The organism is Pseudomonas sp. B22(2017) (assembly GCF_002113105.1).
GTDB lineage: Bacteria > Pseudomonadota > Gammaproteobacteria > Pseudomonadales > Pseudomonadaceae > Aquipseudomonas > Aquipseudomonas asiatica.
Genome location: NZ_NEJN01000003.1, coordinates 1 through 23,176, shown reverse-complemented (window position 1 = coordinate 23,176; position 23,176 = coordinate 1). Strand labels below are relative to the sequence as shown.

The window sequence follows — 23,176 nt, the reverse complement described above, 5'->3', positions numbered from 1 at the left end:
CGCTCCTACAGGGGGATGCGATCTCCTGTAGGAGCGGCCTTGTGTCGCGATGGGCCGCACAGCGGCCCCGGCAATATTCAGCCTTCCTCAGGCCAGAAGCGCAGTGGCTTGCCTTCGGCCGGCCAGAAACGCATCTGCTCGATAGGCGACACATCCCAGCGCTGCACTGTTTCCAGCGCCTGCAGGAAGCGTTTTTCCTGTTCCATCAACGCCGGCGCGCAGAGCTTGCGGGTCTTGCCGACCTTGCCGAAGCTGAGGTGCTCGCCGTCCAGTTTGTATGGCGCGAACCAGTGGTTGCAGCCGCCATTGCCATAGGCACGGCCATCGCTGGCCAAGGTCAGGGTCAGGTGGCTGTAGTCGATCAGCGGCCGTTCGCCAATCCACTCCAGCACATAGCTGCGCTCCTGCTGCAGCTTGGAAGGTTCTGCGGCGCAGCCGAGCAGGCCGGTGGCAATCAGCACGCCGGTCAGCAGATTTTTCACTCGGCGCTCTCCTGGCAACGCGGGCACAGGTGTTTTTCGCCACGGCTGGCCCAGCCCAGCTCGGCAACGCGCGCGCTGGCGGCAGGCTGGCGGGCTTTCTTGCCCAGCTTGGCGTCCACCGCGAACTCGAAGTCCAGCACGGCGTCGCAGCTGTCGCACGCGACCTGCCAGGTGAGGATTTCCAGCTCGTTGAACACCGGGCCGCTGGCCACGGCAACCCACTGGCCGCGCGGGTTGATCAGGTGGCGCACGCTCTCCACTGTCAGGCGCATGGACAAATCCTTGCTGCCCTTGAGGGTGACCAGCAGGGTGTCGCCTTTGTGCATCGAGCCGCCGTTGCCGGTGACCTGGTAACGGCCCGGCACCAGGGCGCGGCACTCGATCAGGGTATGTTGCGGGTTGAAAAGGGTGTAGCGGAAATCGTGCTCGACCATGGGTCCTCCAGAAATGCCGCGTATCCTAGCACTAACCCATCACCAGATTCTGTGGATTGCCTGCCGCCCAGCGGTTGATGTTGTCCAGCGTGGTCGCGGCGATGGCATCCAGTGCCTCGCGGGTAAGGAACGCCTGGTGGGCAGTGATGATCACGTTGGGGAAGGTCAGCAGACGGGCCAGCACGTCGTCCTGCAGCGGCAGGTCGGAGCGGTCCTCGAAGAACAGCTGGGCTTCTTCTTCGTATACGTCCAGGCCGAGGTAGCCGAGCTGGCCGCTCTTCAGCGCATCAATAAGCGCCGGGGTGTCGACCAGCGCCCCGCGGCCGGTGTTGATCAACATGGCGCCGGGCTGCAACTGGGCCAGGCTTTGTGCATTGATCAGGTGCCGGGTGTGCTCGGTCAACGGGCAGTGCAGGCTGATGACGCGGGATTCGCGCAGCAACTCGGGCAATGGCAGGTAGCGCGCGCCCAAGGCCAGCAACTCGGGGTTGGGGTAGGGGTCATAAGCCAGTAACTGGCAGCCGAAACCAGCCATGATGCGAGCAAAGGCTGTGCCGATCTGGCCGGTACCGACCACGCCGACGGTCTTGCCGTGCAGGTCGAAGCCGGTCAGCCCGTGCAGGGTGAAGTCACCCTCGCGGGTGCGGTTGTAGGCCCGGTGCAGGCGCCGGTTCAGGGCCAGGATCAGCGCCACGGCGTGTTCGGCCACGGCGTGCGGCGAGTAGGCCGGCACTCGCACTACGGTCAGGCCCAGGCGCTGGGCGGCGGCCAGGTCGACATGGTTGTAGCCGGCCGAGCGCAGGGCGACCAGGCGCGTGCCGCCTGCGGCCAGGCGCTGCAGCACCTGGGCGTCGAGCTCGTCATTGATGAAGGCGCAGACCACCTCGTAGCCATCGGCCAGGGCAGCGGTGTCGAGGGTCAGGCGGGCGGGCTGGAAGTGCAGGTCCAGGGTGGTGCCGCTGGCGGCACGGGTGAAGCTTTCCTGGTCGTAGTGCTGGCTGCTGAACAACAGGGCGCGCATGGTGGGGCTTCCTTTGCAGTGGTCTGGGGATTGTAGCCAGCGGGTTGAAAGGGGTGTTGACCTGGACCGGCCCTATCGCCGGCAAGCCAGCTCCCACAGGTACAACACAGCCTTCAAGAGCAGTGATTTCCTGTGGGAGCTGGCTTGCCGGCGATAGGGCCGGTGAGGTCAGGCGCTCAATCTGGCCTGCGCCGCCAGGCGGTTGATCGCCGCATCCAGTTCGTCCAGTGCCAGTTGTGCCAGCGGGTTTTCCTGCTTGAGCAAGGTTTCGCTGCGCTGGCACGCGGCCCGCAACTGCGGTACGCCGCAATAACGCGAGGCGCCGTTCAGGCGGTGCACCTGTTCGATCAGACGGTTGCGGTCGTCGGCCTCGCGGGCGGCACGTATGGCTTCGCGGTCGGCTTCCAGCGAGCTCAGCAGCATGCTCAGCATATCGGCCGCCAGGTCCGCTTTGCCGGCGGCCAGGCGCAGGCCTTCCTCAGGGTCCAGCACCTTCAGGTCATCACCGTTGGCCAGTTGCTCGGCCAGGCGTTCCTGCTCTGGCGCACCCAGGCTCAGGCCGGTCCATTTCATTACCACCTGGGCCAGCTGCCGTTCGCTGATCGGCTTGGTCAGGTAGTCGTCCATGCCTCCGTGCAGCAACGCGCGTTTCTCGTTGGCCATGGCGTGGGCGGTGAGGGCGACGATCGGCAACGGGTTGCCACTTTGGGTGTTTTCCCACAGGCGGATCTGCTCGGTACAGGCGCGGCCGTCCATGCCGGGCATCTGCACGTCCATCAGCACCAGGTCGAACGGTTCGTCCTGTACCGCCTGTACTGCCGCATAGCCGTTGTCGACGGCCAGCACCTCGGCGCCCAGGTCTTCGAGCAGGGTCTGCACCAGCAGCAGGTTGGCGGGGTTGTCGTCGACGCAGAGGATCTTCGGCTGACGCTGGCCGTTGATGCTGTTCACCTCGCCCTGCGGGCGGCGTGGTTGTACCAGTTCCAGCAACAGGCGGCGCAGTTTGCGCGTGCAGGTCGGCTTGGACAGCAACTGGCCATGGCCGTTGGGCAGGTACGGGTGGTACAGCGCCTGCTCGGTGGTCGGGCACAGCACCACGCACTGGCAATGGTAGCGCTCGAGCTGCTGATGGTAATGGCCCAACTGCTCGGGCGACAGGTTGCCAAGGTTGGCCCCGAGCACGGCGAACTCGAACGGCAGGCCGGCCTGGCTGGCGGCTTGCACGCCCTGCAGCAGTTGGTCGAAGGAGGCGAACAGGCTGACGCTGAGGCCGCAGTCTTCCAGCTGGTGCTCCAACGCCTGGCGCGCCAGTTCGTGGCCATCGACGATGGCTGCGCGGCGGCCCAGCAGCGGTTGCAGCGGCAGCTCCTCGACACCATCGTGGGCCTTGGGCAGGTTGAGGCTGATCCAGAACTGCGAGCCCTCGCCCGGGGTGCTGTCGACGCCGATTTCGCCGCCCATCTGTTCGATCAGGCGCTTGGAAATCACCAGCCCCAGGCCGGTGCCGCCAGGCTGGCGGGCCAGCGAGTTGTCGGCCTGGCTGAAGGCCTGGAACAGCGTACGCACATCCTGCGGCGACAAGCCGATGCCGGTGTCCTGCACGCTGATGCGCAGCTGCGCACTGTCCTCGTGCTCATCTTCGAGCATGGCGCGTACGACGATGGTGCCCTCGCGGGTGAACTTGATTGCGTTGCTGACCAGGTTGGTAAGGATCTGCTTGAGCCGCAACGGGTCGCCGATCAGCGACGATGGGGTATCGCGGTAGATCAGGCTGAGCAGTTCCAGCTGCTTGGCGTGGGCGGCCGGGGCGAGGATGGTCAGGGTGTCCTGGATCAGGTCGCGCAGGTTGAAGGGGATGCTGTCGAGCACCAGCTTGCCGGCCTCGATCTTGGAGAAGTCGAGGATCTCGTTGATGATCCCGAGCAGGTTGTCGGCAGACTTCTCGATGGTGCTCAGGTAGTCGAGCTGGCGCGGTGTCAGCTCGCTTTTTTGCAGCAGGTGGGTGAAACCGAGGATGCCGTTGAGCGGGGTGCGGATTTCGTGGCTCATGTTGGCCAGGAATTCCGACTTGATGCGGCTGGCTTCCAGGGCTTCCTTGCGCGCCATGTCCAGCTCGATGTTCTGGATCTCGATGGTTTCCAGGTTCTGGCGTACGTCCTCGGTGGCCTGGTCGATGCTGTGCTGCAGCTCTTCGTGGGCGTTGTGCAAGGTTTCGGCCATACGGTTGATGCCGCGCGCCAGCTCGTCAAGCTCGTGGCTGCCCATGGCCGGCAGGCGCTCCTCGAGGTGGCCGTCCTTGAGCTGGTTGACCGCATGCTTGATGCGCTTGATCGGGTCGTTGATGGTGCGGCTCATGCGCAGTGCCAGCAGGCCGCTGAGCACCAGGCAGGCGAGAATCAGCAACAGGCTGGTGAACAGGTTGCGGTAGCCGCGCAGCAGGGTGCCGTCGTGGGACAGCTCGATCTCGACCCAGCCCAGCAGGCGTTCGGCTTCGGTCGGCACGGCATCGGTGGCCAGGTCGCGGTGGTGGCCGAACACTGGCATCAGATAGCGGGTGGCGTCATTGCCGCTGCGTTGCAGCAGTTGGGTGCCGGTGCCGCCGCTGGGCGGCTGGTTTAGCATGCTCGGGCCGGCATGGGCCAGGCGCGTGCGGTCCGGGGCCAGGAAGGCGACTGCGCGCACATCGGCCTGCTCCAGTGTTTGTGCGGCAATGCGCTCAAGTTGTGCCGGTGCCAGCTTGGCCATGGCGGGCGCGGCCAACGGCGCCAGTTGCTCGGCGATCATCTTGCCGCGTTGCAGCAGCTGGGTGCGCAGGTCGTTCTGTTGCAGCCAGGTGAAGTAGCTACCCAGCACCAATGCCATCAGGCCGGCCGGCAGCAGGGCCAGCAGCAGGACCCGGCTGCGAATTCCCAAGCGATCGAGCACACTTGCCTCCTGTCATGTGCCTGGACACCGTCAAGCGATGACGGCCAAGCCGGGAAGTTACTCCGCCTGCCGTGCTATTGCACCTCTTTAGTACGTGTTTTGTGCCCTTGCAGCGGCATTGGTCGCAGGGCGGTTGCCTGGCAGGCGCTGGATACTCAATAATCACGCAATTGAGAATGCATGGCAGTTGCCAATGAATCCTGTAGCTATTCACAACTCCAATATCCTCGCCATCGAGGATGATCCGGTCCTCGGTGCCTATCTGCACGAAGAGCTGCAGCGCGGCGGCTTCCAGGTGACCTGGTGCCGCAATGGCCTGGAGGGCCTGGAAACGGCGGGGCGCCATGCTTTCGACGTGGTGCTCATGGACATCCTGCTGCCCGGGCTAAACGGCCTGGATGCCCTGGCGCAGTTGCGCAAGCGCAGCGCCACGCCGGTGATCCTGATGTCGGCGCTAGGTGCCGAAGCCGACCGCATCAGCGGCTTCCAGCGTGGTGCCGACGACTACCTGCCCAAGCCGTTCAGCATGGCAGAGCTGCGGGTGCGCATCGAGGCTATCCTGCGCCGTGTGGCCCTCGAGCGGCGCCATCAAACCCCGCAGGTGCAGGACGGCAGTGGCGAGTTGCAATACGACGAGGCGCTGTGCGACGTGCGCCTGGATGGCCGCCTGGCCGGCCTGACACCCAGCGAATACCGCCTGCTCGACATTCTCAACCGCAACCTCGACGAAGTGCTGAGCAAGCCATTCCTTTACCAGCAAGTACTGCAGCGAGGCTATTCGCGGCATGACCGCAGCCTGGACATGCACGTCAGCCAGATACGCCGTAAGCTCAAGGGCATCGGCTATCACGAACGGCAGATCCGTACCGTGTGGGGCAAGGGCTACGTGCTCAGCGCCAGCGAGGCGGAGTAACCCATGCTCGACCGCCATTCGCTGTTCTGGAAGCTGGCGATCCTGCTGGTGGGCTTCTGCCTGCTGATGATCGGCCTCAGTTACACCTGGGGGCGGCACATGGAGACCCAGAACGCCTTCCTTTCGGAGCCGGCGCGGCAGGCTTTGCGTGGCTATGCCGCCGAGGCCGAGCAGGCATGGCGCAGTGGTGGGCGGGCAGGGCTGGACCGCTGGGTGGCGACGATGCACCAGCGCGAACGCGGCTGGGTCGGCGTGCTCGACCTGAACCTGCGGCCGCTCGACAGCGCCAGCCTCGACCCGCAGATCATGCAGCGGTTGACCCGCCTGCGCGGTGTCGACTGGCCGATGAGCCGGCGCAGCGTCGACCAGCCGTGGTTGCGCATACCGTTCCCGGGGGCACCGGAGCAGGGCATGTTGGTGATCGAACTGCCGCAGCGCTTCAACCCCGGCCAGTACCGGATGCTGTGGCGTATCATCACCAACGGCATCATCCCGGGTCTGTTCACCCTGCTGTTGTGCGTTGGCCTTTATCGCATGCTGATCGTGCCGTTGAACCAATTGCGCGAGCAGGCCAATGCCTGGCGCGCCGACCAGTTGTCGGCTCGCCTCGACTCACGCACCATCGCCCGGCATGACGAGCTGGGTGAACTGGCCCGTGCCTTCGACCAGATGGCCGAGCGGCTGCAGGGCACGGTAGCCATGCAGCAGCAGTTGCTGCGTGATCTGTCTCACGAAATGCGTACGCCACTCAGCCGGCTGCGGGTGGCCTGCGATGGTGAAACCGACCTGCAGCGCCTGCGTGAACGCCTGGCACGGGAGGTGGACTGCATGCAGCAGCTGGTCGAGGATACCCTGCAACTGGCCTGGCAGGACGCCGACCGTGCGCCGATGAACCTTGAGCCGATCGAGGTGCAGGCGCTGTGGGAGCTGCTGGCCGAGAATGCCAGTTACGAAAGCGGCTGGGCCCCGGCGCGGCTGCGCTGCGAAGTGCCGGCGGACTGCTGGGTGCAGGGCAACCTGAACTACCTGGCCCAGGCGCTGGAGAACATGTTGCGCAATGCCATTCGTCACTCGCCGGCCGAGGGTGTGGTGTGCCTCGGTGGGCAGCGTGAAGGCGGGTATTGGCGGTTGTGGCTGGAAGACGAAGGCGGTGGCGTGGCTGAAGAAGACCTGGAGCGGATCTTTGCACCGTTCTCACGGCTGGACGGTTCGCGGCCCGGGGATGGTGGTTTCGGCCTGGGGCTGAGCATCGCCCGCAGTGCCATCCAGCGTCAGGGTGGCACCTTGTGGGCGCAGAATGGCAAGCATGGGCTGCGGCTGTGGATGAGATTGCCGTTACATGTGCCGGCCCCTTCGCGGGTGAACCCGCTCCCACAGGTTCATCACTACTCTTGAGACCAGTGGAGTCCCTGTGGGAGCGGGTTCACCCGCGAAAGGGCCGGTACAGGCTATCGATATAGCTTGTAGCTATATTCATCACAGATTGCGTGATATGGCCGGGAAGGGTTTGCCGGTATGATAGGCACCCCTGCCGTCCGGATTGTGAAATACGCCATGACCTTGCAGTACCCAACCATCGCCGATTGCGTCGGCAATACGCCCCTGGTTCGCCTGCAGCGTATCGCTGGCGAAACCAGCAACACCCTCCTGCTCAAGCTCGAAGGTAACAATCCCGCCGGCTCGGTGAAGGACCGCCCGGCACTGTCGATGATCACCCGCGCCGAACTGCGCGGCCAGATCAAGCCCGGCGATACCCTGATCGAAGCCACCTCCGGCAACACCGGCATCGCCCTGGCGATGGCTGCGGCGATCAAGGGCTACAAGATGATCCTGATCATGCCCGACAACTCCACCGCCGAGCGCAAGGCCGCCATGACCGCCTACGGCGCCGAGCTGATCCTGGTGACCAAGGAGGAGGGCATGGAAGGCGCTCGTGACCTGGCCGAGAAGCTGCAGGCCGAAGGCCGCGGCCTGGTGCTGGACCAGTTCGCCAATGGCGACAACCCCATCGCCCACTACAACAGCACCGGCCCCGAGATCTGGCAGCAGACCCAGGGCACCATCACCCATTTCGTCAGCTCCATGGGTACCACCGGTACCATCATGGGCTGCTCGCAGTACCTCAAGGAAAAAAACCCGGCGGTGCAGATCATTGGCCTGCAACCAATGGAGGGCTCGGCAATTCCGGGCATCCGCCGCTGGCCCGAGGAATACCTGCCGAAAATCTTCGACGCCAGCCGTGTCGACCGCGTGGTCGACATGTCGCAGCAGGAAGCCGAGGAAACCACCCGCCGCCTTGCCCGTGAAGAGGGCATTTTCTGCGGCGTGTCTTCCGGTGGTGCAGTCGCGGCCATGCTGCGCCTGTCCCGCGAGGTGGAAAATGCCACGATGGTCGCGATCATCTGCGACCGCGGCGACCGTTACCTGTCCACCGGCCTGTTCGACCCGAGCTAAATGTCCAAGAAGAAAAGCAACAGCGGCCTGCGCTTCCAGCCGGCTGGCGGCAACCGCAGCCCCCAGGTCCCGGTGGGCAAGAAGCAGCGCCTGGAAATCGAGCGCCTGGCCGGTGACGGCCGGGGCATTGCCTTCCACGAAGGGCGCACCTGGTTCGTCAGCGGCGCCCTGGCCGGTGAGGCCGTCGAGGCGCGGGTGCTCAATGCCCGTGGCAAAGTGGTCGAGGCCCGCCTGGAGCGCCTGCTGCAGGCCAGCCCCGAACGCCGTCAGGCACCGTGCCGGTATTACGAGCGTTGCGGAGGCTGCAACCTGCAGCACCTGCCGCACGAAGCGCAGCTGGCGCTCAAGCAGCGCACCCTGGCAGAGCAGCTTCAGCGGGTGGCCGGTGTGCAGCCCGAGGAATGGGCCGCACCGCTGAGTGGGCCGGAGTTCGGCTACCGGCGCCGCGCCCGCGTGGCCGTGCGCTGGGACGCCAAGGCGCGTCAGCTGGAGGTCGGCTTCCGTGCCGAAGCCAGCCAGGACATCATTGCCATCGACGATTGCGCGGTGCTGGTACAGCCCTTGCAGTCGATTCTGCGCCATTTACCGACCGTGCTGCGCTCGCTGAGCAAGCCGCAGGCGCTGGGCCATGTGGAACTGTTCAGCGGTACTGCCGAGGCGCTGCTGGTGCGCCATGTCGCGCCGTTGCCCGCCGAAGACCTGGCCAGGCTGCAGGCGTTCTGCGAACAGGCCAATGTCCAGTTGTGGCTGCAGGGCGAAGGGGAGCCGGCGCCATTGGACCCGGCCGCGCAGCTGGGCTTTGCCTTGGCGCCCTGGCAGTTGGAACTGGCCTGGCGCCCAGGTGACTTCGTACAGGTGAATGCCCAGGTCAACACGGCAATGATAGAGCAGGCGCTGGCCTGGCTCGCACCGCAGGCCGACGAGCGCGTGCTGGACCTGTTCTGCGGCCTGGGCAACTTCGCCCTGCCACTGGCCCGGCAGGCGCGCGAGGTAGTGGCAGTGGAAGGAGTGCAGGCCATGGTCGATCGGGCCGCGGCCAATGCCCGGAACAACAATGTGCATAACGCACGGTTTTTTCAGGCCGATTTATCGCAGCCTTTGGCGGGTGCCGGATGGGCCGCCGAGGGCTTTTCTGCGGTACTCTTGGATCCACCGCGCGACGGTGCTTTCGAGGTGGTGCAAGGCATCGCCCGCCTCAAGGCCAGAAGGCTGGTCTATGTATCGTGCAACCCGGCCACGCTGGCGCGAGACGCGCAGGTGCTGGTCGGCCAGGGGTACCGGTTAAAAAGGGCCGGGATTCTCGACATGTTTCCTCAGACGGCGCATGTCGAGGCCATGGCGTTATTCGAAGCGGGCTAGCTGACTGGCCCCTTGGTGCGGCTTTCATGGAATGGTGGCCGCACGGTGATCGCCAGCGCACCCGTGTGGTGTGCTGTATGGAAAGGTAAAACAAAGATGGTACAGGTGAGAGTGCACCAGCCGGTCAACACCGACGGCAGTATCAATCTCGAAGCATGGTTGGACCATGTGGTAAGCGTCGATTCGGCACTGGATCGCGCAGCGCTGAAAGAGGCCTGCGAGTTTGCCCATGAAGTCGAGAAAAAGGGCAACCCGGCCAAGCATTCCTGGGCGGACGGTACGTCCAGCTTCCAGGCGGGCCTTGAGATCGCGGAAATCCTAGCCGACCTCAAGCTCGACCAGGATTCCCTGGTGGCGGCGGTCATCTACCGCTCGGTACGCGAGGGCAAAGTGACCCTGGCCGAGGTCAGCCAGCGCTTTGGCCCGGTAGTGTCCAAGCTGATCGACGGTGTGCTGCGCATGGCCGCCATCAGCGCCAGCCTCAGCCCGCGCCAATCGCTGGTGCTGGGCTCGCAGGCGCAGGTCGAGAACCTGCGCAAGATGCTCGTGGCCATGGTCGACGACGTGCGCGTGGCGCTGATCAAGCTGGCCGAGCGCACCTGCGCGATCCGTGCGGTCAAGGCCGCCGACGACGAGAAACGCCTGCGTGTCGCGCGCGAGGTGTTCGATATCTATGCGCCGCTGGCGCACCGCCTGGGTATCGGCCACATCAAGTGGGAGTTGGAAGACCTTTCCTTCCGCTACCTCGAACCCGACCAGTACAAACAGATCGCCAAGCTGCTGCACGAGCGCCGGTTGGACCGCGAGCGGTTCATCAGCGAGGTTATGAACCAGCTGCAGAACGAGCTGCTGGCCACTGGCGTCAAGGCCGACATCAGCGGCCGGGCGAAACATATCTATTCGATCTGGCGCAAGATGCAGCGCAAAGGCCTGGAATTCAGCCAGATCTACGACGTGCGCGCGGTACGCGTGCTGGTGCCGGAAATTCGCGACTGCTACACCGCGTTGGGCATCGTGCATACCCTGTGGCGGCATATCCCCAAGGAGTTCGACGATTACATCGCCAACCCCAAGGAGAACGGCTATCGCTCGCTGCACACCGCGGTGATCGGCCCCGAGGGCAAGGTGCTGGAAGTGCAGATCCGTACCCACGGCATGCACGAGGAAGCCGAGCTTGGGGTATGTGCCCACTGGCGCTACAAGGGCACCGACGTCAAGTCCAGTTCCAACCATTACGAAGAGAAGATCTCCTGGCTGCGCCAGGTGCTGGAGTGGCACGAAGAGCTGGGCGACATCGGTGGCCTGGCCGAGCAGCTGCGGGTCGACATCGAGCCGGACCGGGTCTATGTGTTCACCCCGGACGGCCACGCCATCGACTTGCCAAAGGGTGCCACGCCGCTGGACTTCGCCTACCGCGTGCACACCGAAATCGGCCACAACTGCCGCGGCGCCAAGATCAACGGGCGCATCGTGCCGCTCAACTACAGCCTGCAGACCGGCGAGCAGGTCGAGATCATTACCAGCAAGCACGGCAATCCTAGCCGTGACTGGTTGAACTCCAACCTGGGCTACGTCACTACCTCGCGGGCGCGGGCCAAGATCGTGCACTGGTTCAAGCTGCAGGCACGCGACCAGAACGTCGCTGCCGGCAAGACCTTGCTCGAACGCGAGCTCAGCCGCCTGGGCCTGCCGCAGGTGGATTTCGAGCGCCTGGCCGAGAAGACCAACGTCAAGACCGCCGAGGACATGTTCGCCTCGCTCGGTGCCGGCGACCTGCGCCTGGCGCACCTGGTCAACGCCGCCCAGCAGCTGCTTGAGCCCGAGCGCATCGAGCAGATCGAACTGGTACCGCGCAAGCCTACCGGGCCGCGTACCGGCAAGCGTGGCGACATCCAGATCCAGGGTGTCGGCAACCTGCTGACGCAGATGGCCGGCTGCTGCCAGCCGCTGCCGGGCGACGCCATCGTCGGCTACATCACTCAGGGCCGCGGTGTGAGCATCCACCGCCAGGACTGCGCTTCGGTGCTGCAGTTGGCGGGCAAGGAACCGGAGCGCATGATCCAGGTAAGCTGGGGGCCGATCCCGGTGCAGACCTACCCGGTCGACATCGTCATCCGTGCCTACGACCGCCCGGGCTTGCTGCGCGATGTGTCGCAAGTGCTGCTGAACGAAAAGATCAACGTGCTGGCGGTGAACACCCGCTCGAACAAGGAAGACAACACCGCGCTGATGTCGCTGACCATCGAGATTCCAGGCCTGGATGCGCTGGGGCGCCTGCTGGGGCGGATCTCGCAGTTGCCCAACATCATCGAGACGCGGCGTAATCGTACACCTTGATAATCTGGATTGGGGCCGCTGTGCGGCCCATCGCCGGCAAGCCAGCTCCCACCGGTACTCCGCAGGCCTCAAGTCCTGTGCAATACCGGTGGGAGCTTGCTTGCCGGCGATCGGGGGCAAAGCCCCCGCCGAGGAATAGCTGACCATGACCTACACCCTCGAAGACCTGCTGCACCTCATGGCCCGCCTGCGCGACCCGCAGTACGGCTGCCCATGGGACCTGAAGCAGAACTACGCGAGCATCGTCCCGCACACCATCGAAGAGGCCTACGAGGTTGCCGACACCATCGAGCGCGGCGACTTCGAGCACCTGCAAGGTGAGCTGGGCGACTTGCTGTTCCAGGTGGTCTACTACAGCCAGCTGGCCCGCGAGGAGGGGCGTTTCGAGTTCGACGGCGTGGTCGACAGCATCACCCGCAAGCTCATTCGCCGTCACCCGCATGTATTCCCCACCGGCGAGCTGTATGCGCCGGTGGACACCCCCAGCCTGGACGAGGCCCAGGTCAAGTCACGCTGGGAAGAAATCAAGGCTGAAGAGCGCGCGGAAAAGAGCCAGCCCGAACAGCTGTCGTTGCTCGACGACGTACCAGCGGCATTGCCGGCGTTGTCGCGGGCAGCCAAACTGCAAAAGCGCGCGGCCACGGTCGGTTTCGACTGGCCTGCGGCATTGCCGGTGCTGGACAAGGTGCGCGAAGAGCTGGACGAAGTACTGCAGGCCATGGCCGACGGCGATGCCGATGCGCTCGAGGATGAAATCGGCGACCTGCTGTTTGCCGCCGTCAACCTGGCCCGCCACCTCAAACATGACCCGGAACACGCCCTGCGCCGTGCCAATCGCAAGTTCGAGCGGCGTTTCCGCTTCATCGAACAGGCATTGCGCGACAGTGGCCGCCCCATCGAAGATTGTAACCTTGATGAACTGGATGCCCTTTGGGGTGAAGCCAAACGTCAGGAAAAGAACCTGCCCAGCTGCGGCTGAGCTGTTGCATAAGTGAGTGAACATTCATGAGCCTTTCCCTTCGCGACCAACTGCTCAAAGCCGGTCTGGTCAACCAGAAACAGGTTTCCCAGGCCAACAAAGCCGAGAAGAAACAGAAACGCCTGGAGCACAAAGGCCAGGTCGAGGTGGACGACAGCCAGCAGCGCATGGCCAAGGAAGCCATGGCCGAGAAAGCCAAGCGTGACCAGGAACTGAACCGCCAGCAGCAGGAAAAAGCCGAGCAGAAGGCCCGCGCCGCGCAGATCAAGCAGTTGATCGAAGCGACTCGCCTGCCGAAGCTGAGCACCGAGGACTACTACAATTTCGTCGACGACAAGAAGGTCAAGCGCATTGCCGTCAATGCCCTGATGCGGACCAAGCTGAGCAATGGTGCGCTGGCCGTGGTGTCGTTTGCCGGCGGCTACGAGGTGATCCCTCGTGAGGCGGCATTGAAGATCCAGGAACGCGATCCTGGCCGTGTCCTGCTGCTGAACACCCATGTCGAGGAAGCGGACGAGGACGACCCGTACGCAGCCTACAAGATCCCTGATGATCTGATGTGGTAACCACGAAAAACCCCGCCTTGGCGGGGTTTTTCATTTGAAGATGGGTCATTGCGTGGCGCGCTGGTTTTCCAGGTTTTCCAGCTCTGTACGGTACTGATGCGCTTCATGTTCGTTGTGGAACATCCCCACCAGTTGGCCCTGTTGGTGCACATCCCAGATCCGCACACCAGCGGCCAGGCCTTCGTGGGACATTTTCGATTCGTCGCGTTCGGTTACTTGGACTGTCATCGTTAAACTCCACTGTTTCAGTTGGCTGCGACACTGTGTCGCACAACCTCTTTATAGAGTTTGTTAGCAGGCTAAGTAAATAAAACCGGCATGAAACAAGTTTCATGGAAGCCGGAGCGCAGTCAAATGTGGGAGCGGCCTTGTGTCGCGAAACGGCCGCAGAGCGGCCCCGGCACCCTGAGTCAGGGCAGAGGCCGTGGGGCCGCTGCGCGCCCCTTTCGCGACGCAAGGCCGCTCCCACAAGAGCGCGCCTTCTCCAGTGCAGAAAAAAGCCCCGCACAAGGCGGGGCTTCGGGTGCTGCTGGCAGCGCTGGCTCAGTTGCCCTTCACCGGCTTGCCATCGACCGTGCCGTCCTGCAGCACGATCACGTATTCCTTGCCATCGGTCTCGACCTGGCGCAGTTGCACCAGCAGGTAGTCCCAGTTCTTGGCGAACCACAGCTCGGTGATGCGCTTGCTCTGGCTTGGGTCGCGCACGCGCTCGACCTTCACCGCATCGACCTGGCCAGTCTTGGTAGTGACCTTTTCGGTGCCCAGCACGCGGAAGTCGTAGGTGTCGATCTCGTCACCGTCAACCACCTGATAGGTCATGCTCTTCTTGCCGGCGGCCACGTCATGTTGCAGGGCCAGCTGATAGGACGACTTGTCTAGCACGCCACGGTTCAGCGGCAGGTTGATGGCATCGCCACGGTCGCTGCCGGTGACCTTTTTGCTGTTCCAGTCGAAAGTCAGGTCAACCTTCTTGGCCTTGCCCAGGCCACCACGCTCGAAGTGGTACTTCTGTGGCAGCAGGGTGTCGTTGTCCATGCGCAGGGTGCTTTGCTCGGTCAGGCTGGCGATCATCATGGAGGCCTTGAAATTAAGGTCCCAGGTACCGTTGGCATTCTTGACCAGGCTGCGCTCGGCGGTGCCGCTCATGGGCAGTTGCTTCCAGTCTGCGGTATAGCTGGCCGAGAAAGGCTTCAGATCAGCTGCCTGGAGGGGCAGGGCGAGCACGGCGAGAGCCAAGAGCAGGGCGCGACGCATAAATTCTCCTAGGATCGAATCAAGTGACCGCTGGCCGCCAGGGGCTGGCCATCCAGTAATGCACCCTGTTCGCCAAGGCGCAAGCGCCCTTCGGCGAACCAGCGCACCGCCAGCGGGTAAATCAGGTGTTCCTGGCGGTGTACCCGCTGGGCCAGGCTTTCGACGGTGTCGTCAGGCACCACCGGTACCACAGCCTGTACGACCAGTGGGCCGCCATCGAGTTCCTCAGTCACGAAGTGTACGCTGCAGCCGTGCTCGGCGTCGCCTGCCTCCAGCGCCCGACGGTGGGTATGAAGGCCCTTGTATTTGGGCAGCAGCGACGGGTGGATGTTGAGCAGGCGGCCCTGGTAGTGGCGCACGAAGTCGCCACTGAGGATGCGCATGAAACCGGCCAGCACCACCAGGTCCGGGGCGAAACCGTCGATGCGCGCCATGAGCGCGGCATCGAAGGCTTCACGGCCGTCGAACTGGGTGTGCTCGAGCACGACGCTGTCGATGCCGGCCGCCGCGGCGCGTTGCAGGCCGTAGGCATCGGCGCGGTTGGAAACCACCGCACGGATGCGCACCGGGCTGTCCTGGCCTTGGCAGCTGTCGATCAGGGCTTGCAGGTTGCTGCCGGAGCCCGACAGCAGTACCACTACATTGCAGGTCTTGCTTGGCATCAGTGTGCCTTGAGGTTTTGCAGCTCGACCTGGGCAGCGCCTTCGGCGGCTTCGGCGATGTGGCCGATCACCCATGGCTGCTCGCCAGCGGCGCGCAGTTCGTTCAGGGCTGCTTCTACCTGGTCCTGGGCCACGCAGATGACCATGCCGACGCCGCAGTTCAGCACGCGGTGCATTTCATGCTCGTCGACGTTGCCTTTTTCCTGCAGGAAGTCGAACACCGCCGGGCGCTGCCAGCTGGCCACGTCGATGACCGCCTGGGCGTTGGCCGGCAGTACGCGCGGGATGTTGTCCAGCAGGCCGCCACCGGTGATGTGGGCCATGGCCTTGACCGCGCCGGTGTTCTTGATCAGTTGCAGCAGCGGCTTGACGTAGATGCGGGTCGGCGCCATCAGCAGGTCGGTCAGCGGCTTGCCGTCCAGCTGGGTGTTCTCGATGTCGGTGGCGGACACTTCGAGGATCTTGCGGATCAGCGAGTAGCCGTTGGAGTGCGGTCCCGAGGACGGCAGGGCGATCAGTGCGTCGCCGGTGGCAACCTTGGAGCCGTCGATGATCTCGGCCTTTTCCACCACGCCGACGCAGAAGCCGGCCAGGTCGTAGTCTTCGCCTTCGTACATGCCAGGCATTTCGGCGGTTTCACCACCGACCAGCGAGCAGCCGGCCAGTTCGCAACCGGCACCGATGCCGGTGACCACGGTGGCGGCCACGTCGACGTTCAGTTTGCCGGTGGCATAGTAGTCGAGGAAGAACAGCGGCTCGGCGCCGCACACGACCAGGTCGTTGACGCACATGGCGACCAGGTCCTGGCCGATGCTGTCGTGCTTGTTCAGGTTCAGTGCCAGGCGCAGCTTGGTGCCGACGCCGTCGGTGCCGGAGACCAGCACCGGCTGCTTGTAGCCGGCCGGGATCTCGCAGAGGGCGCCGAAGCCGCCCAGGCCACCCATGACTTCAGGGCGTGCGGTGCGTTTTGCCACGCCCTTGATGCGTTCGACCAGTGCTTCGCCGGCGTCGATGTCTACACCGGCGTCCTTGTAGCTCAGGGAGGGTTGCTTGCTCATTGATCCAGGCCTTTAGGAGGGAGGGATTCTTAAAAACGACCATGACGGCCAAGGCCGGCTGGTAAGCGGCGGCTGCCTGAAACGTCAGTGGTCTGTGAAGGCGCGCGATTTTATCAGGGTTGCCGGGCAGCGGCCATCCTCAGGCCGACGGGCAGGGCATGAAAATAGGTAAAAAGTTGGGGGTGTACGCCACGAGAGGTGTGGAGCCTGTGAGATCGAGCGCCGCCCGCGCGGCGCTTCGCGGGACAAGCCCGCTCCCACATTTGTTTCGGGCCAATTATTTCTGAGGCAGAGGCGCGCGGCCCCTTGGCGTCCACCTCGATATTGCGTCGGGCAAACAAGGCGGTCGTGTGCAATGGCACAGGCGTTACTGGCCCGAAACAGATGTGGGAGCGGGCTTGTCCCGCGAAGCGCCGCGCGGGCGGCGCTCGATCTCGCAGGCGCCACAAGGGCCGCGCCATGCACGCGCAGGCGCTGAACCTGTTGCGGCGAACACCTGTCAGACCCATCACATTTCCCAGGCAATCTCCGCAACCAATCTTTCATCCTCGCGACTGGTTACCTTTCGCCCCCGTGTATAAGGTATAGGCATTGCGGTAAATGGACAGGAATCCTCCATGCGTCTCTTCAATATTCTGGCAGTCGGTTGCCTGGCCCTGATCTCGGCCAGTGCCCAGGCTGAAAATGTCTCCGGCCTTTACCAGGTGCGCGAGCCGGTCACAGGGCAGGGCGCCGAAGCCCGTGCCGCGGCTACCATCCAGGCTCTCGATACCCTGGTAACGCGCCTGACCGGCGACCCCAAGGCGGCACAAAGCCCGGCATTGGCCGCTTTGCGCAAGGACCCGCAGCAAATCATCAACCAGGTCGCCAGCGAAGCCGGGCCACCCGAGTCGGTGTTGGTCGAGTTCGACCCTGGCAGTACCGAACGGGCCTTGCGCAAGGCCGGCCTGGCCTTGTGGGGCAGCAACCGCCCCTCGATCCTCGGATGGTGGCTGAACGACAGTGTCGAAGGCAGCAACCTGGTAGGTGACGGCCAGGCCAGCGCCCAACCCCTGCGTCGTGCCGCCCAGCACCGTGGCCTGCCGTTGCGCCTGCCGCTGGCCGACCTGCAGGAGCAACTGGTGGCCAATGCCGAGCAGATCGAAGGCAGTGACCCTGCGGCGCTGCGCGAAGCCTCAGGGCGCTACGGCGCCGATGCCTTGCTGGCGGTGCATGCTCGGGAAGCCGACGGCAAATGGCAGGGCAAATGGCAGCTTTGGCTGGGCGACCAGCGTGAACAAGGCACTGCCGAAGGTGCCGACCCGGCAGCGCTGGCCGACGCCGTGATGCTGGCGCTCAGCAGCCGCCTGGCGCCGCGCTACGTCACCCGCCCGGGCGCCAGCAGCCAGTTGCAGTTGCAAGTGCAGGGGATGAACCTGCAGCGCTACGCCGAGCTGGCCCGCGTGCTCGAACCCTTTGGCCCGCGCCTGCAGATGGCCGAAGGCAGCACCCTGACCTACGGCGTGACCGCCAACCGCGAACAGCTGCGCGCCCAGCTTGGCCTGGCCAAGCTGCAGGAAGTACCGGTAGAGCAGGCGCCCGCTGTGCAGCCCCCTCCAGCTCCGGCGGACGCTGCCGGGGCCGGGCAACCAGTGCCGGCCCAGCCAGCACCCAAGCCGTTCGACGGTTTGCGTTTTCGCTGGTAAGGGGAGCACACCGTGACCGACGTACGTCGTTGGATCTGGCTGGGCGTTGCCCTGCTGGTCGCCGTGCTGCTTTACAGCCTGCACAACATTCTTACCCCGTTCCTGGTCGGCGTGCTGCTGGCCTATCTGGCCGACCCGCTGGTCGACCGCCTGGAGCGCCTGGGGCTGTCGCGCACCTGGGGCGTAGTGGTGGTGTTCGGCCTGTTCACCTTGCTGTTGCTGGCCTTGCTGCTGGTTCTGGTGCCGCTGCTGGCCAAGCAGCTGGTGCGCCTGTACGAACTGGCGCCGCAGATGCTCGACTGGCTCGAGCACGTGGCGCTGCCCTGGGTGCAGAGCCGCCTGGGCCTGGCTGACGGCTTCTGGAAGTTCGACAAGATCAAGGCCGCCATCGGCTCGCACATGGGCCAGACCACCGATATCGTCGGTGTGCTGCTGTCCCATGCCACTGCCTCGAGCCTGGCGCTGATGGCCTGGCTGGCCAACATGGTGCTGATCCCGGTGGTGGGTTTCTATCTGCTGCGCGACTGGGACTTGATGATGGCCAAGCTGCGTGGCCTGCTGCCGCGCCAGCGTGAGCCGCAAGTGATGGGCCTTGCAGGCGAATGCCATGAGGTGCTGGGGGCGTTCGTGCGCGGGCAATTGATGGTGATGGTGGCCTTGGGCATCATCTATTCGGCCGGGCTGATGCTGGTGGGGCTGGAACTGGGGTTATTGATCGGCATGCTCGCCGGGTTGGCTGCCATCGTGCCGTACATGGGTTTCATCATCGGGATCGGCGCGGCCTTGGTGGCTGGCCTGTTCCAGTTTGGCGGCGACCTGTACCCGATGCTGGGTATCGTCGCAGTGTTCATGGTCGGCCAGGCGCTGGAAGGCATGGTGCTGACCCCGCTGCTGGTCGGTGACCGCATTGGCCTGCACCCGGTTGCGGTGATTTTCGCGATCCTGGCCGGCGGTGAGCTGTTCGGCTTTACCGGGGTGTTGCTGGCGCTGCCGGTGGCGGCGGTGATCATGGTGCTGCTGCGGCATGTGCATGACTTGTACAAGGAATCGGACATGTATGCCGGGGATATCGACCCGGAGTTGTGACCCCGGGGCCGCCTTAATGCCGGCCAGTTAAGAAAATTGGGGCTGCAAAGCAGCCCCAAAACAGCCAAAAAAAGCGCAACTCGTTGATTTTACTTGTGCTATCTGCTGCCGTGATTGTGCGCCCCGCGCTGCGGGTATAGACTTTGCACATTGTTCACCAAAGGCCCCCTGCGGTCCTGTCGACCGCCCGCGAGCATGAAACCACCGATCCAGTTGCCCCTGGGTGTGCGCCTGCGCGATGACGCCACCTTCATCAACTACTATCCGGGCGCCAATGCTGCGGCATTGGGCTACGTCGAGCGGCTATGCGAAGCCGACGCCGGCTGGACCGAGAGCCTTATCTACCTGTGGGGCAAGCAGGGTGTTGGCCGGACCCACCTGCTACAGGCCGCCACCCACCGCTTTCAGCAACGCGGCGAACCAGCCGTCTACCTGCCGCTGGCGCAATTGCTCGATCGTGGCGTAGAGCTGCTCGACTACCTGGCCCAGTACGAACTGGTATGCATCGACGACCTGCACGTGATCGCCGGCAAGGCTGACTGGGAAGAGGCCATGTTCCACCTGTTCAACCGCCTGCGTGACAGCGGCCGGCGCCTGCTGCTGGCCGCCTCGGCATCGCCGCGCGAACTGCCGATCAAGCTGCCGGACCTGAAGTCGCGGCTGACCCTGGCCCTGGTGTTCCAGATGCGTGGCCTGTCCGATGAAGACAAGCTGCGTGCCCTGCAACTGCGTGCTTCGCGCCGCGGCCTGCACCTTACCGACGAAGTCGGCCACTTCATCCTCACCCGCGGCGCACGCAGCATGAGCGCGTTGTTCGACCTGCTGGAACGCCTCGATCAGGCCTCGTTGCAGGCACAGCGCAAGCTCACCATCCCTTTCCTCAAAGAAACCCTGGGCTGGTAACCCCGAAAACGCTGGGCCAGAGCGGCAAAACGAAAAAGTCACATCTTTTTCGATAAAATTTGCAAATGGCCATGATAGAGGGCATAGTTTCACCCTTCTAAAGGATTACAGACACGGTCGTGCCCATGCTGAAGCGCTTCGCACCCCTCGTGCCACTCGCACTCGTGACCCTGCTTTTTGGCTGCGCGGCCCAAGGCCCAGCTTCTCATTCAGAGCTGCAGTCCCAGGATCACTCCCCGATCGCCGCACAATCGGCCTTCAAGGCCAAAGCCTCCTCCTCGTCGGTATTCGGCGAGCCGGAAGAGCTGGCTACCGAAGATGACCTGGAGGCCTTCTCCAGCAACAAGCCATACCAGTTGCCAGCTCTGGCTGACAGCATTCTCGAGCGCGGCATGTCGCTGATCGGCACCCGCTATCGCTTCGGCGGTACCTCGGAGAAGTCCGGCTTCGACTGCAGTGGTTTCATCGGCTATCTGTTCCGCGAAGAGGCGGGCGTGACCTTGCCGCGTTCCACGCGTGAAATGATCAACGTCGATGCCCCGAAAGTGGCCCGCAACAAGCTCAAGCCAGGTGACCTGCTGTTCTTCAGCACCAATGGTCGCGGCCGCGTCAGCCATGCTGGCATCTACCTGGGTGACAACCAGTTCATTCACTCCAGCAGCCGCCGCAGCGGTGGTGTGCGCATCGACAGCCTCGGTGACCGCTACTGGAGCAAGACCTTCATCGAAGCCAAGCGTGCCTTGGCCATGGCGCCGACCACCAATATCGCGCGCAACTGATAGCAAAATGATGTACCCTGCCGCGGCGGCGATGCTTTGAAAAAAAGCTCGCCGCCGTGCGCATTTATAGAAAGCGTCTAATCTAATTTCTCAACTCTTTTCGGCTGCGGCCCAGCGGACTCAGACAGGATGTTCTGGCCATGGTAAAGATGGCGCGCTTCGCATTTCTCTCCTTGGCAGCCTTGCTGGCTGCCTGCTCCAGCCGTGCGCCTGCGCCGGCCCCTGTGGTACAGCCGCAGGTAACCTATAGCCAGCCCAGTCCGTCGCCGATTGCCGATGACGTGCTGATGCGTGCCATCGGCCTGGTGGGCACGCCTTATCGCTGGGGTGGCAATACGCCGGACTCCGGTTTCGATTGCAGTGGCCTGATCAAGTACGTCTATCGTGATGCTGCCGGCATAAGCCTGCCGCGTTCGACGCGTGAGATGATCGTAATGCGCGCGCCAACCGTGGATGCCAAGTCGCTGCAGTCCGGTGACCTGGTGTTCTTCGCCACCAGTGGCGGCTCGCAGGTCAGCCATGCCGGCATTTATGTGGGGGAAGGGCGCTTCGTGCATGCTCCCTCCAGCGGCGGCACGGTGCGCTTGGACTACCTGTCCAACAGCTACTGGGCCAAGGCTTACCTGCAGGCCAAGCGCGTCATTCCGCAAGGGCATCTGGCGCAGAACCCCTGAGGACAGGCGGGGCTTTGCTCACCCGCCAGACCACGTTGCCGACATCATCGGCTACCAGCACGCCACCACGCCCGTCGGTGATTACGCCGACCGGGCGCCCTTGGGCCTTGCCATGCTCATCCAGAAAACCGGTAAGCAGGTCTACGGGCTTGCCCGAGGGCTTTCCTGATGGGTCGAACGGCACGAAAATCACCTTGTAGCCACTGTGTGGCTTGCGGTTCCACGACCCGTGCTGGCCCACGAATGCCCCTTGTTCGAAGGGCGGTGGTAGCCCGTTCGGTTCGGCGAATGCCAGCCCTAGCGATGCCGTGTGTGGGCCTACGGCGTAGTCGGGCACCAGCGCCTGGGCAACTTTTTCAGGCGCTGGCGGTTGCACGCGCTCGTCCACGTGGCGGCCGTAGTAGCTATAGGGCCAGCCATAGAAACCGCCGTCCTTCACGGAAGTGATGTAGTCCGGTACCAGATCGCTACCGATCTCGTCACGCTCGTTGACTGCCGTCCACAATTTACCGCTGTGCGGCTCCCAGGCCAGGCCGTTAGGGTTGCGCAGGCCGGTGGCGAACAGGCGGTGCTGGCCGCTGGTGGGGTCCACTTCCCAGATCGCGGCGCGCCCCTGTTCCTTGTCCATACCGTTTTCGCCTACGTTGCTGTTGGAGCCGACCGTCACGAAAAGCTTCTTGCCATCAGGGCTGGCGATCACGTTCTTGGTCCAATGGTGGTTGAGCGGCCCGCCTGGCAACTCGACCACTGGCTGGCCTTCATTACGAATTTGCATGGCACCGGGCTCATAGTGAAAGCGCAGCAACCTGTCGGTGTTGGCGATATACAGGTCCTTGCCGACCAGCGCCATGCCGAACGGTGAGTTGAGCTCTTCGATGAAGGTCGTACGGATTTCAGCCACGCCGTCGTGGTCGGCATCACGCAGCAGGGTAATGCGGTTTGCGCTAGGTACGCCTGCGCCTGCCCGCTTCATCACCTTCTTCATGACCCAGCCGCGCAGGCCCTTGCCATCTTCGGGCTTGGGCGGGGCATTGGTTTCGGCCACCAGGACGTCGCCGTTGGGCAACAGGTATAGCCAGCGAGGGTGGTCGAGCCCGCTGGCGAACGCTTTCACCTGAGAGCCTGGTGCTGCCTCGGGCTTGGCGTCCTTGGGCCAGCCCACTGCCGGGGCGATATTCACGGTGGGGAGGGTGGTCTTGACCGGAGCAGGCAGCTGGGGGGTTGGGCCACTACCGTCGAGCACATTCAGCAGGGCGGTTTCGCCGCAGGCAGTCAGGCTGGCGGCCAATAACCAAGGCGTCAGGTGTTTCATGGGGCGGCGTCCTCCTAACAGGGCCTATGAATTGAGAGGTCGGTGACATTCGCCAGGTTCCCGGAACCATCCAACTGCCGTTGCCGTTGCCGTTGCCGTTGCCGTTGCCGTTGCTTTTGCTTTTGCTTTTGCTTTTGCTTTTAAGCGCGCAATAGTTCAGGCGCCGCCGATTGCGACTTCAGGAGGCCGAGCGGAGGGACTGCGGAGGGAGGTGACGGGCATGGATGCCCGTCAAGCGCTGAGGCCCCATGGATGGGGCCTGCAGCGCGTACTCCCGGGAGCAGGCCCGTAGC

Annotated in this window: 21 protein-coding genes; 12 read left to right on the top strand and 9 right to left on the bottom strand. The window is 63.9% G+C overall.

Annotated elements, in window-relative coordinates:
* Positions 1 to 77: 77 nt before the first annotated feature.
* From CAG18_RS07670 to CAG18_RS07655, 4 genes are all read right to left on the bottom strand, one after another.
* Complete coding sequence (locus CAG18_RS07670; RefSeq protein WP_085720700.1) at positions 78 to 482, bottom strand: META domain-containing protein; 405 nt, start codon at positions 480 to 482, stop codon at positions 78 to 80.
* Positions 479 to 916, bottom strand: a complete 438-nt coding sequence (locus CAG18_RS07665; RefSeq protein ID WP_004375491.1) for a hypothetical protein — start codon at positions 914 to 916, stop codon at positions 479 to 481. Before CAG18_RS07665 ends, CAG18_RS07670 begins: the two co-directional genes overlap by 4 nt.
* 31 nt (positions 917 to 947) lie before the next feature.
* A complete protein-coding gene (locus CAG18_RS07660; protein WP_054573182.1) occupies positions 948 to 1,937 on the bottom strand; it encodes a 2-hydroxyacid dehydrogenase in 990 nt (329 codons plus the stop codon).
* Positions 1,938 to 2,105: 168 nt separating this feature from the next.
* Positions 2,106 to 4,862, bottom strand: a complete 2,757-nt coding sequence (locus CAG18_RS07655) for a response regulator (protein ID WP_015269226.1) — start codon at positions 4,860 to 4,862, stop codon at positions 2,106 to 2,108.
* A 193-nt stretch (positions 4,863 to 5,055) separates the two neighbouring features.
* Here CAG18_RS07655 and CAG18_RS07650 point away from each other — a divergent pair, with 193 nt between their 5' ends.
* The 7 genes from CAG18_RS07650 (at position 5,056) to CAG18_RS07615 (ending at position 13,470) form a co-directional block, all read left to right on the top strand.
* Entirely contained in the window at positions 5,056 to 5,775 is a 720-nt protein-coding gene (locus tag CAG18_RS07650; RefSeq protein ID WP_015269227.1) for a response regulator transcription factor, read from the top strand.
* A gap of 3 nt (positions 5,776 to 5,778) precedes the next feature.
* Positions 5,779 to 7,170 carry a sensor histidine kinase gene (locus tag CAG18_RS07645; protein WP_085720699.1) on the top strand — a complete coding sequence of 464 codons (1,392 nt, stop codon included), beginning with the start codon at positions 5,779 to 5,781 and terminating at the stop codon, positions 7,168 to 7,170.
* Between the two features lie 159 nt (positions 7,171 to 7,329).
* Positions 7,330 to 8,229, top strand: coding sequence for a cysteine synthase CysM (gene cysM, locus CAG18_RS07640; RefSeq protein WP_085720698.1), 900 nt, complete (start codon positions 7,330 to 7,332; stop codon positions 8,227 to 8,229).
* Complete coding sequence (rlmD, locus tag CAG18_RS07635; RefSeq protein ID WP_085720697.1) at positions 8,230 to 9,588, top strand: 23S rRNA (uracil(1939)-C(5))-methyltransferase RlmD; 1,359 nt, start codon at positions 8,230 to 8,232, stop codon at positions 9,586 to 9,588. It begins immediately after the preceding gene.
* A gap of 96 nt (positions 9,589 to 9,684) precedes the next feature.
* The gene (gene relA / locus CAG18_RS07630) at positions 9,685 to 11,925 is read left to right on the top strand and encodes a GTP diphosphokinase (RefSeq protein ID WP_015269231.1); all 2,241 of its coding nucleotides are present in this window, start codon (positions 9,685 to 9,687) and stop codon (positions 11,923 to 11,925) included.
* Between the two features lie 145 nt (positions 11,926 to 12,070).
* On the top strand, positions 12,071 to 12,904 hold the full coding sequence (gene mazG, locus CAG18_RS07620) for a nucleoside triphosphate pyrophosphohydrolase (protein WP_015269232.1): 834 nt from the start codon (positions 12,071 to 12,073) through the stop codon (positions 12,902 to 12,904).
* A 26-nt stretch (positions 12,905 to 12,930) separates the two neighbouring features.
* Positions 12,931 to 13,470 carry a DUF2058 domain-containing protein gene (locus tag CAG18_RS07615; protein ID WP_013971362.1) on the top strand — a complete coding sequence of 180 codons (540 nt, stop codon included), beginning with the start codon at positions 12,931 to 12,933 and terminating at the stop codon, positions 13,468 to 13,470.
* Between the two features lie 45 nt (positions 13,471 to 13,515).
* On the opposite strand, the gene CAG18_RS07610 is transcribed toward CAG18_RS07615, so the two are convergent.
* The 4 genes from CAG18_RS07610 to purM all read right to left on the bottom strand — a co-directional run bounded on the left by CAG18_RS07610 (position 13,516) and on the right by purM (position 16,444).
* Positions 13,516 to 13,698: a hypothetical protein gene (locus tag CAG18_RS07610; RefSeq protein WP_003257734.1), complete on the bottom strand. Its 183-nt coding sequence runs from the start codon at positions 13,696 to 13,698 to the stop codon at positions 13,516 to 13,518.
* Between the two features lie 315 nt (positions 13,699 to 14,013).
* Positions 14,014 to 14,724, bottom strand: a complete 711-nt coding sequence (locus CAG18_RS07605) for a DUF3108 domain-containing protein (RefSeq protein ID WP_015269234.1) — start codon at positions 14,722 to 14,724, stop codon at positions 14,014 to 14,016.
* 8 nt (positions 14,725 to 14,732) lie between these two features.
* Entirely contained in the window at positions 14,733 to 15,386 is a 654-nt protein-coding gene (purN, locus tag CAG18_RS07600; RefSeq protein ID WP_039615069.1) for a phosphoribosylglycinamide formyltransferase, read from the bottom strand.
* Positions 15,386 to 16,444, bottom strand: coding sequence for a phosphoribosylformylglycinamidine cyclo-ligase (gene purM, locus CAG18_RS07595; RefSeq protein WP_013971366.1), 1,059 nt, complete (start codon positions 16,442 to 16,444; stop codon positions 15,386 to 15,388). Before purM ends, purN begins: the two co-directional genes overlap by 1 nt.
* 617 nt (positions 16,445 to 17,061) lie before the next feature.
* On the opposite strand from purM, the gene CAG18_RS07590 reads away from it, so the two are divergent.
* The 5 genes from CAG18_RS07590 to CAG18_RS07570 all read left to right on the top strand — a co-directional run bounded on the left by CAG18_RS07590 (position 17,062) and on the right by CAG18_RS07570 (position 21,571).
* Positions 17,062 to 18,129: a DUF2066 domain-containing protein gene (locus CAG18_RS07590; RefSeq protein WP_085720696.1), complete on the top strand. Its 1,068-nt coding sequence runs from the start codon at positions 17,062 to 17,064 to the stop codon at positions 18,127 to 18,129.
* 12 nt (positions 18,130 to 18,141) lie between these two features.
* Complete coding sequence (locus tag CAG18_RS07585; RefSeq protein WP_054573073.1) at positions 18,142 to 19,215, top strand: AI-2E family transporter; 1,074 nt, start codon at positions 18,142 to 18,144, stop codon at positions 19,213 to 19,215.
* Positions 19,216 to 19,410: 195 nt separating this feature from the next.
* Positions 19,411 to 20,118 carry a DnaA regulatory inactivator Hda gene (gene hda / locus CAG18_RS07580; protein ID WP_015269238.1) on the top strand — a complete coding sequence of 236 codons (708 nt, stop codon included), beginning with the start codon at positions 19,411 to 19,413 and terminating at the stop codon, positions 20,116 to 20,118.
* Positions 20,119 to 20,243: 125 nt separating this feature from the next.
* Positions 20,244 to 20,897: a C40 family peptidase gene (locus tag CAG18_RS07575; protein ID WP_085720695.1), complete on the top strand. Its 654-nt coding sequence runs from the start codon at positions 20,244 to 20,246 to the stop codon at positions 20,895 to 20,897.
* A 140-nt stretch (positions 20,898 to 21,037) separates the two neighbouring features.
* Positions 21,038 to 21,571 (top strand): C40 family peptidase, encoded by a 534-nt coding sequence (locus CAG18_RS07570; RefSeq protein WP_013971371.1) that lies wholly within the window; start codon positions 21,038 to 21,040, stop codon positions 21,569 to 21,571.
* Here the strand turns inward: CAG18_RS07570 and CAG18_RS07565 are convergent.
* Positions 21,537 to 22,883, bottom strand: coding sequence for a sorbosone dehydrogenase family protein (locus CAG18_RS07565; protein WP_085720694.1), 1,347 nt, complete (start codon positions 22,881 to 22,883; stop codon positions 21,537 to 21,539). The two genes, CAG18_RS07570 and CAG18_RS07565, sit on opposite strands and share 35 nt — an antisense overlap.
* Between the last annotated feature and the right edge of the window lie 293 nt (positions 22,884 to 23,176).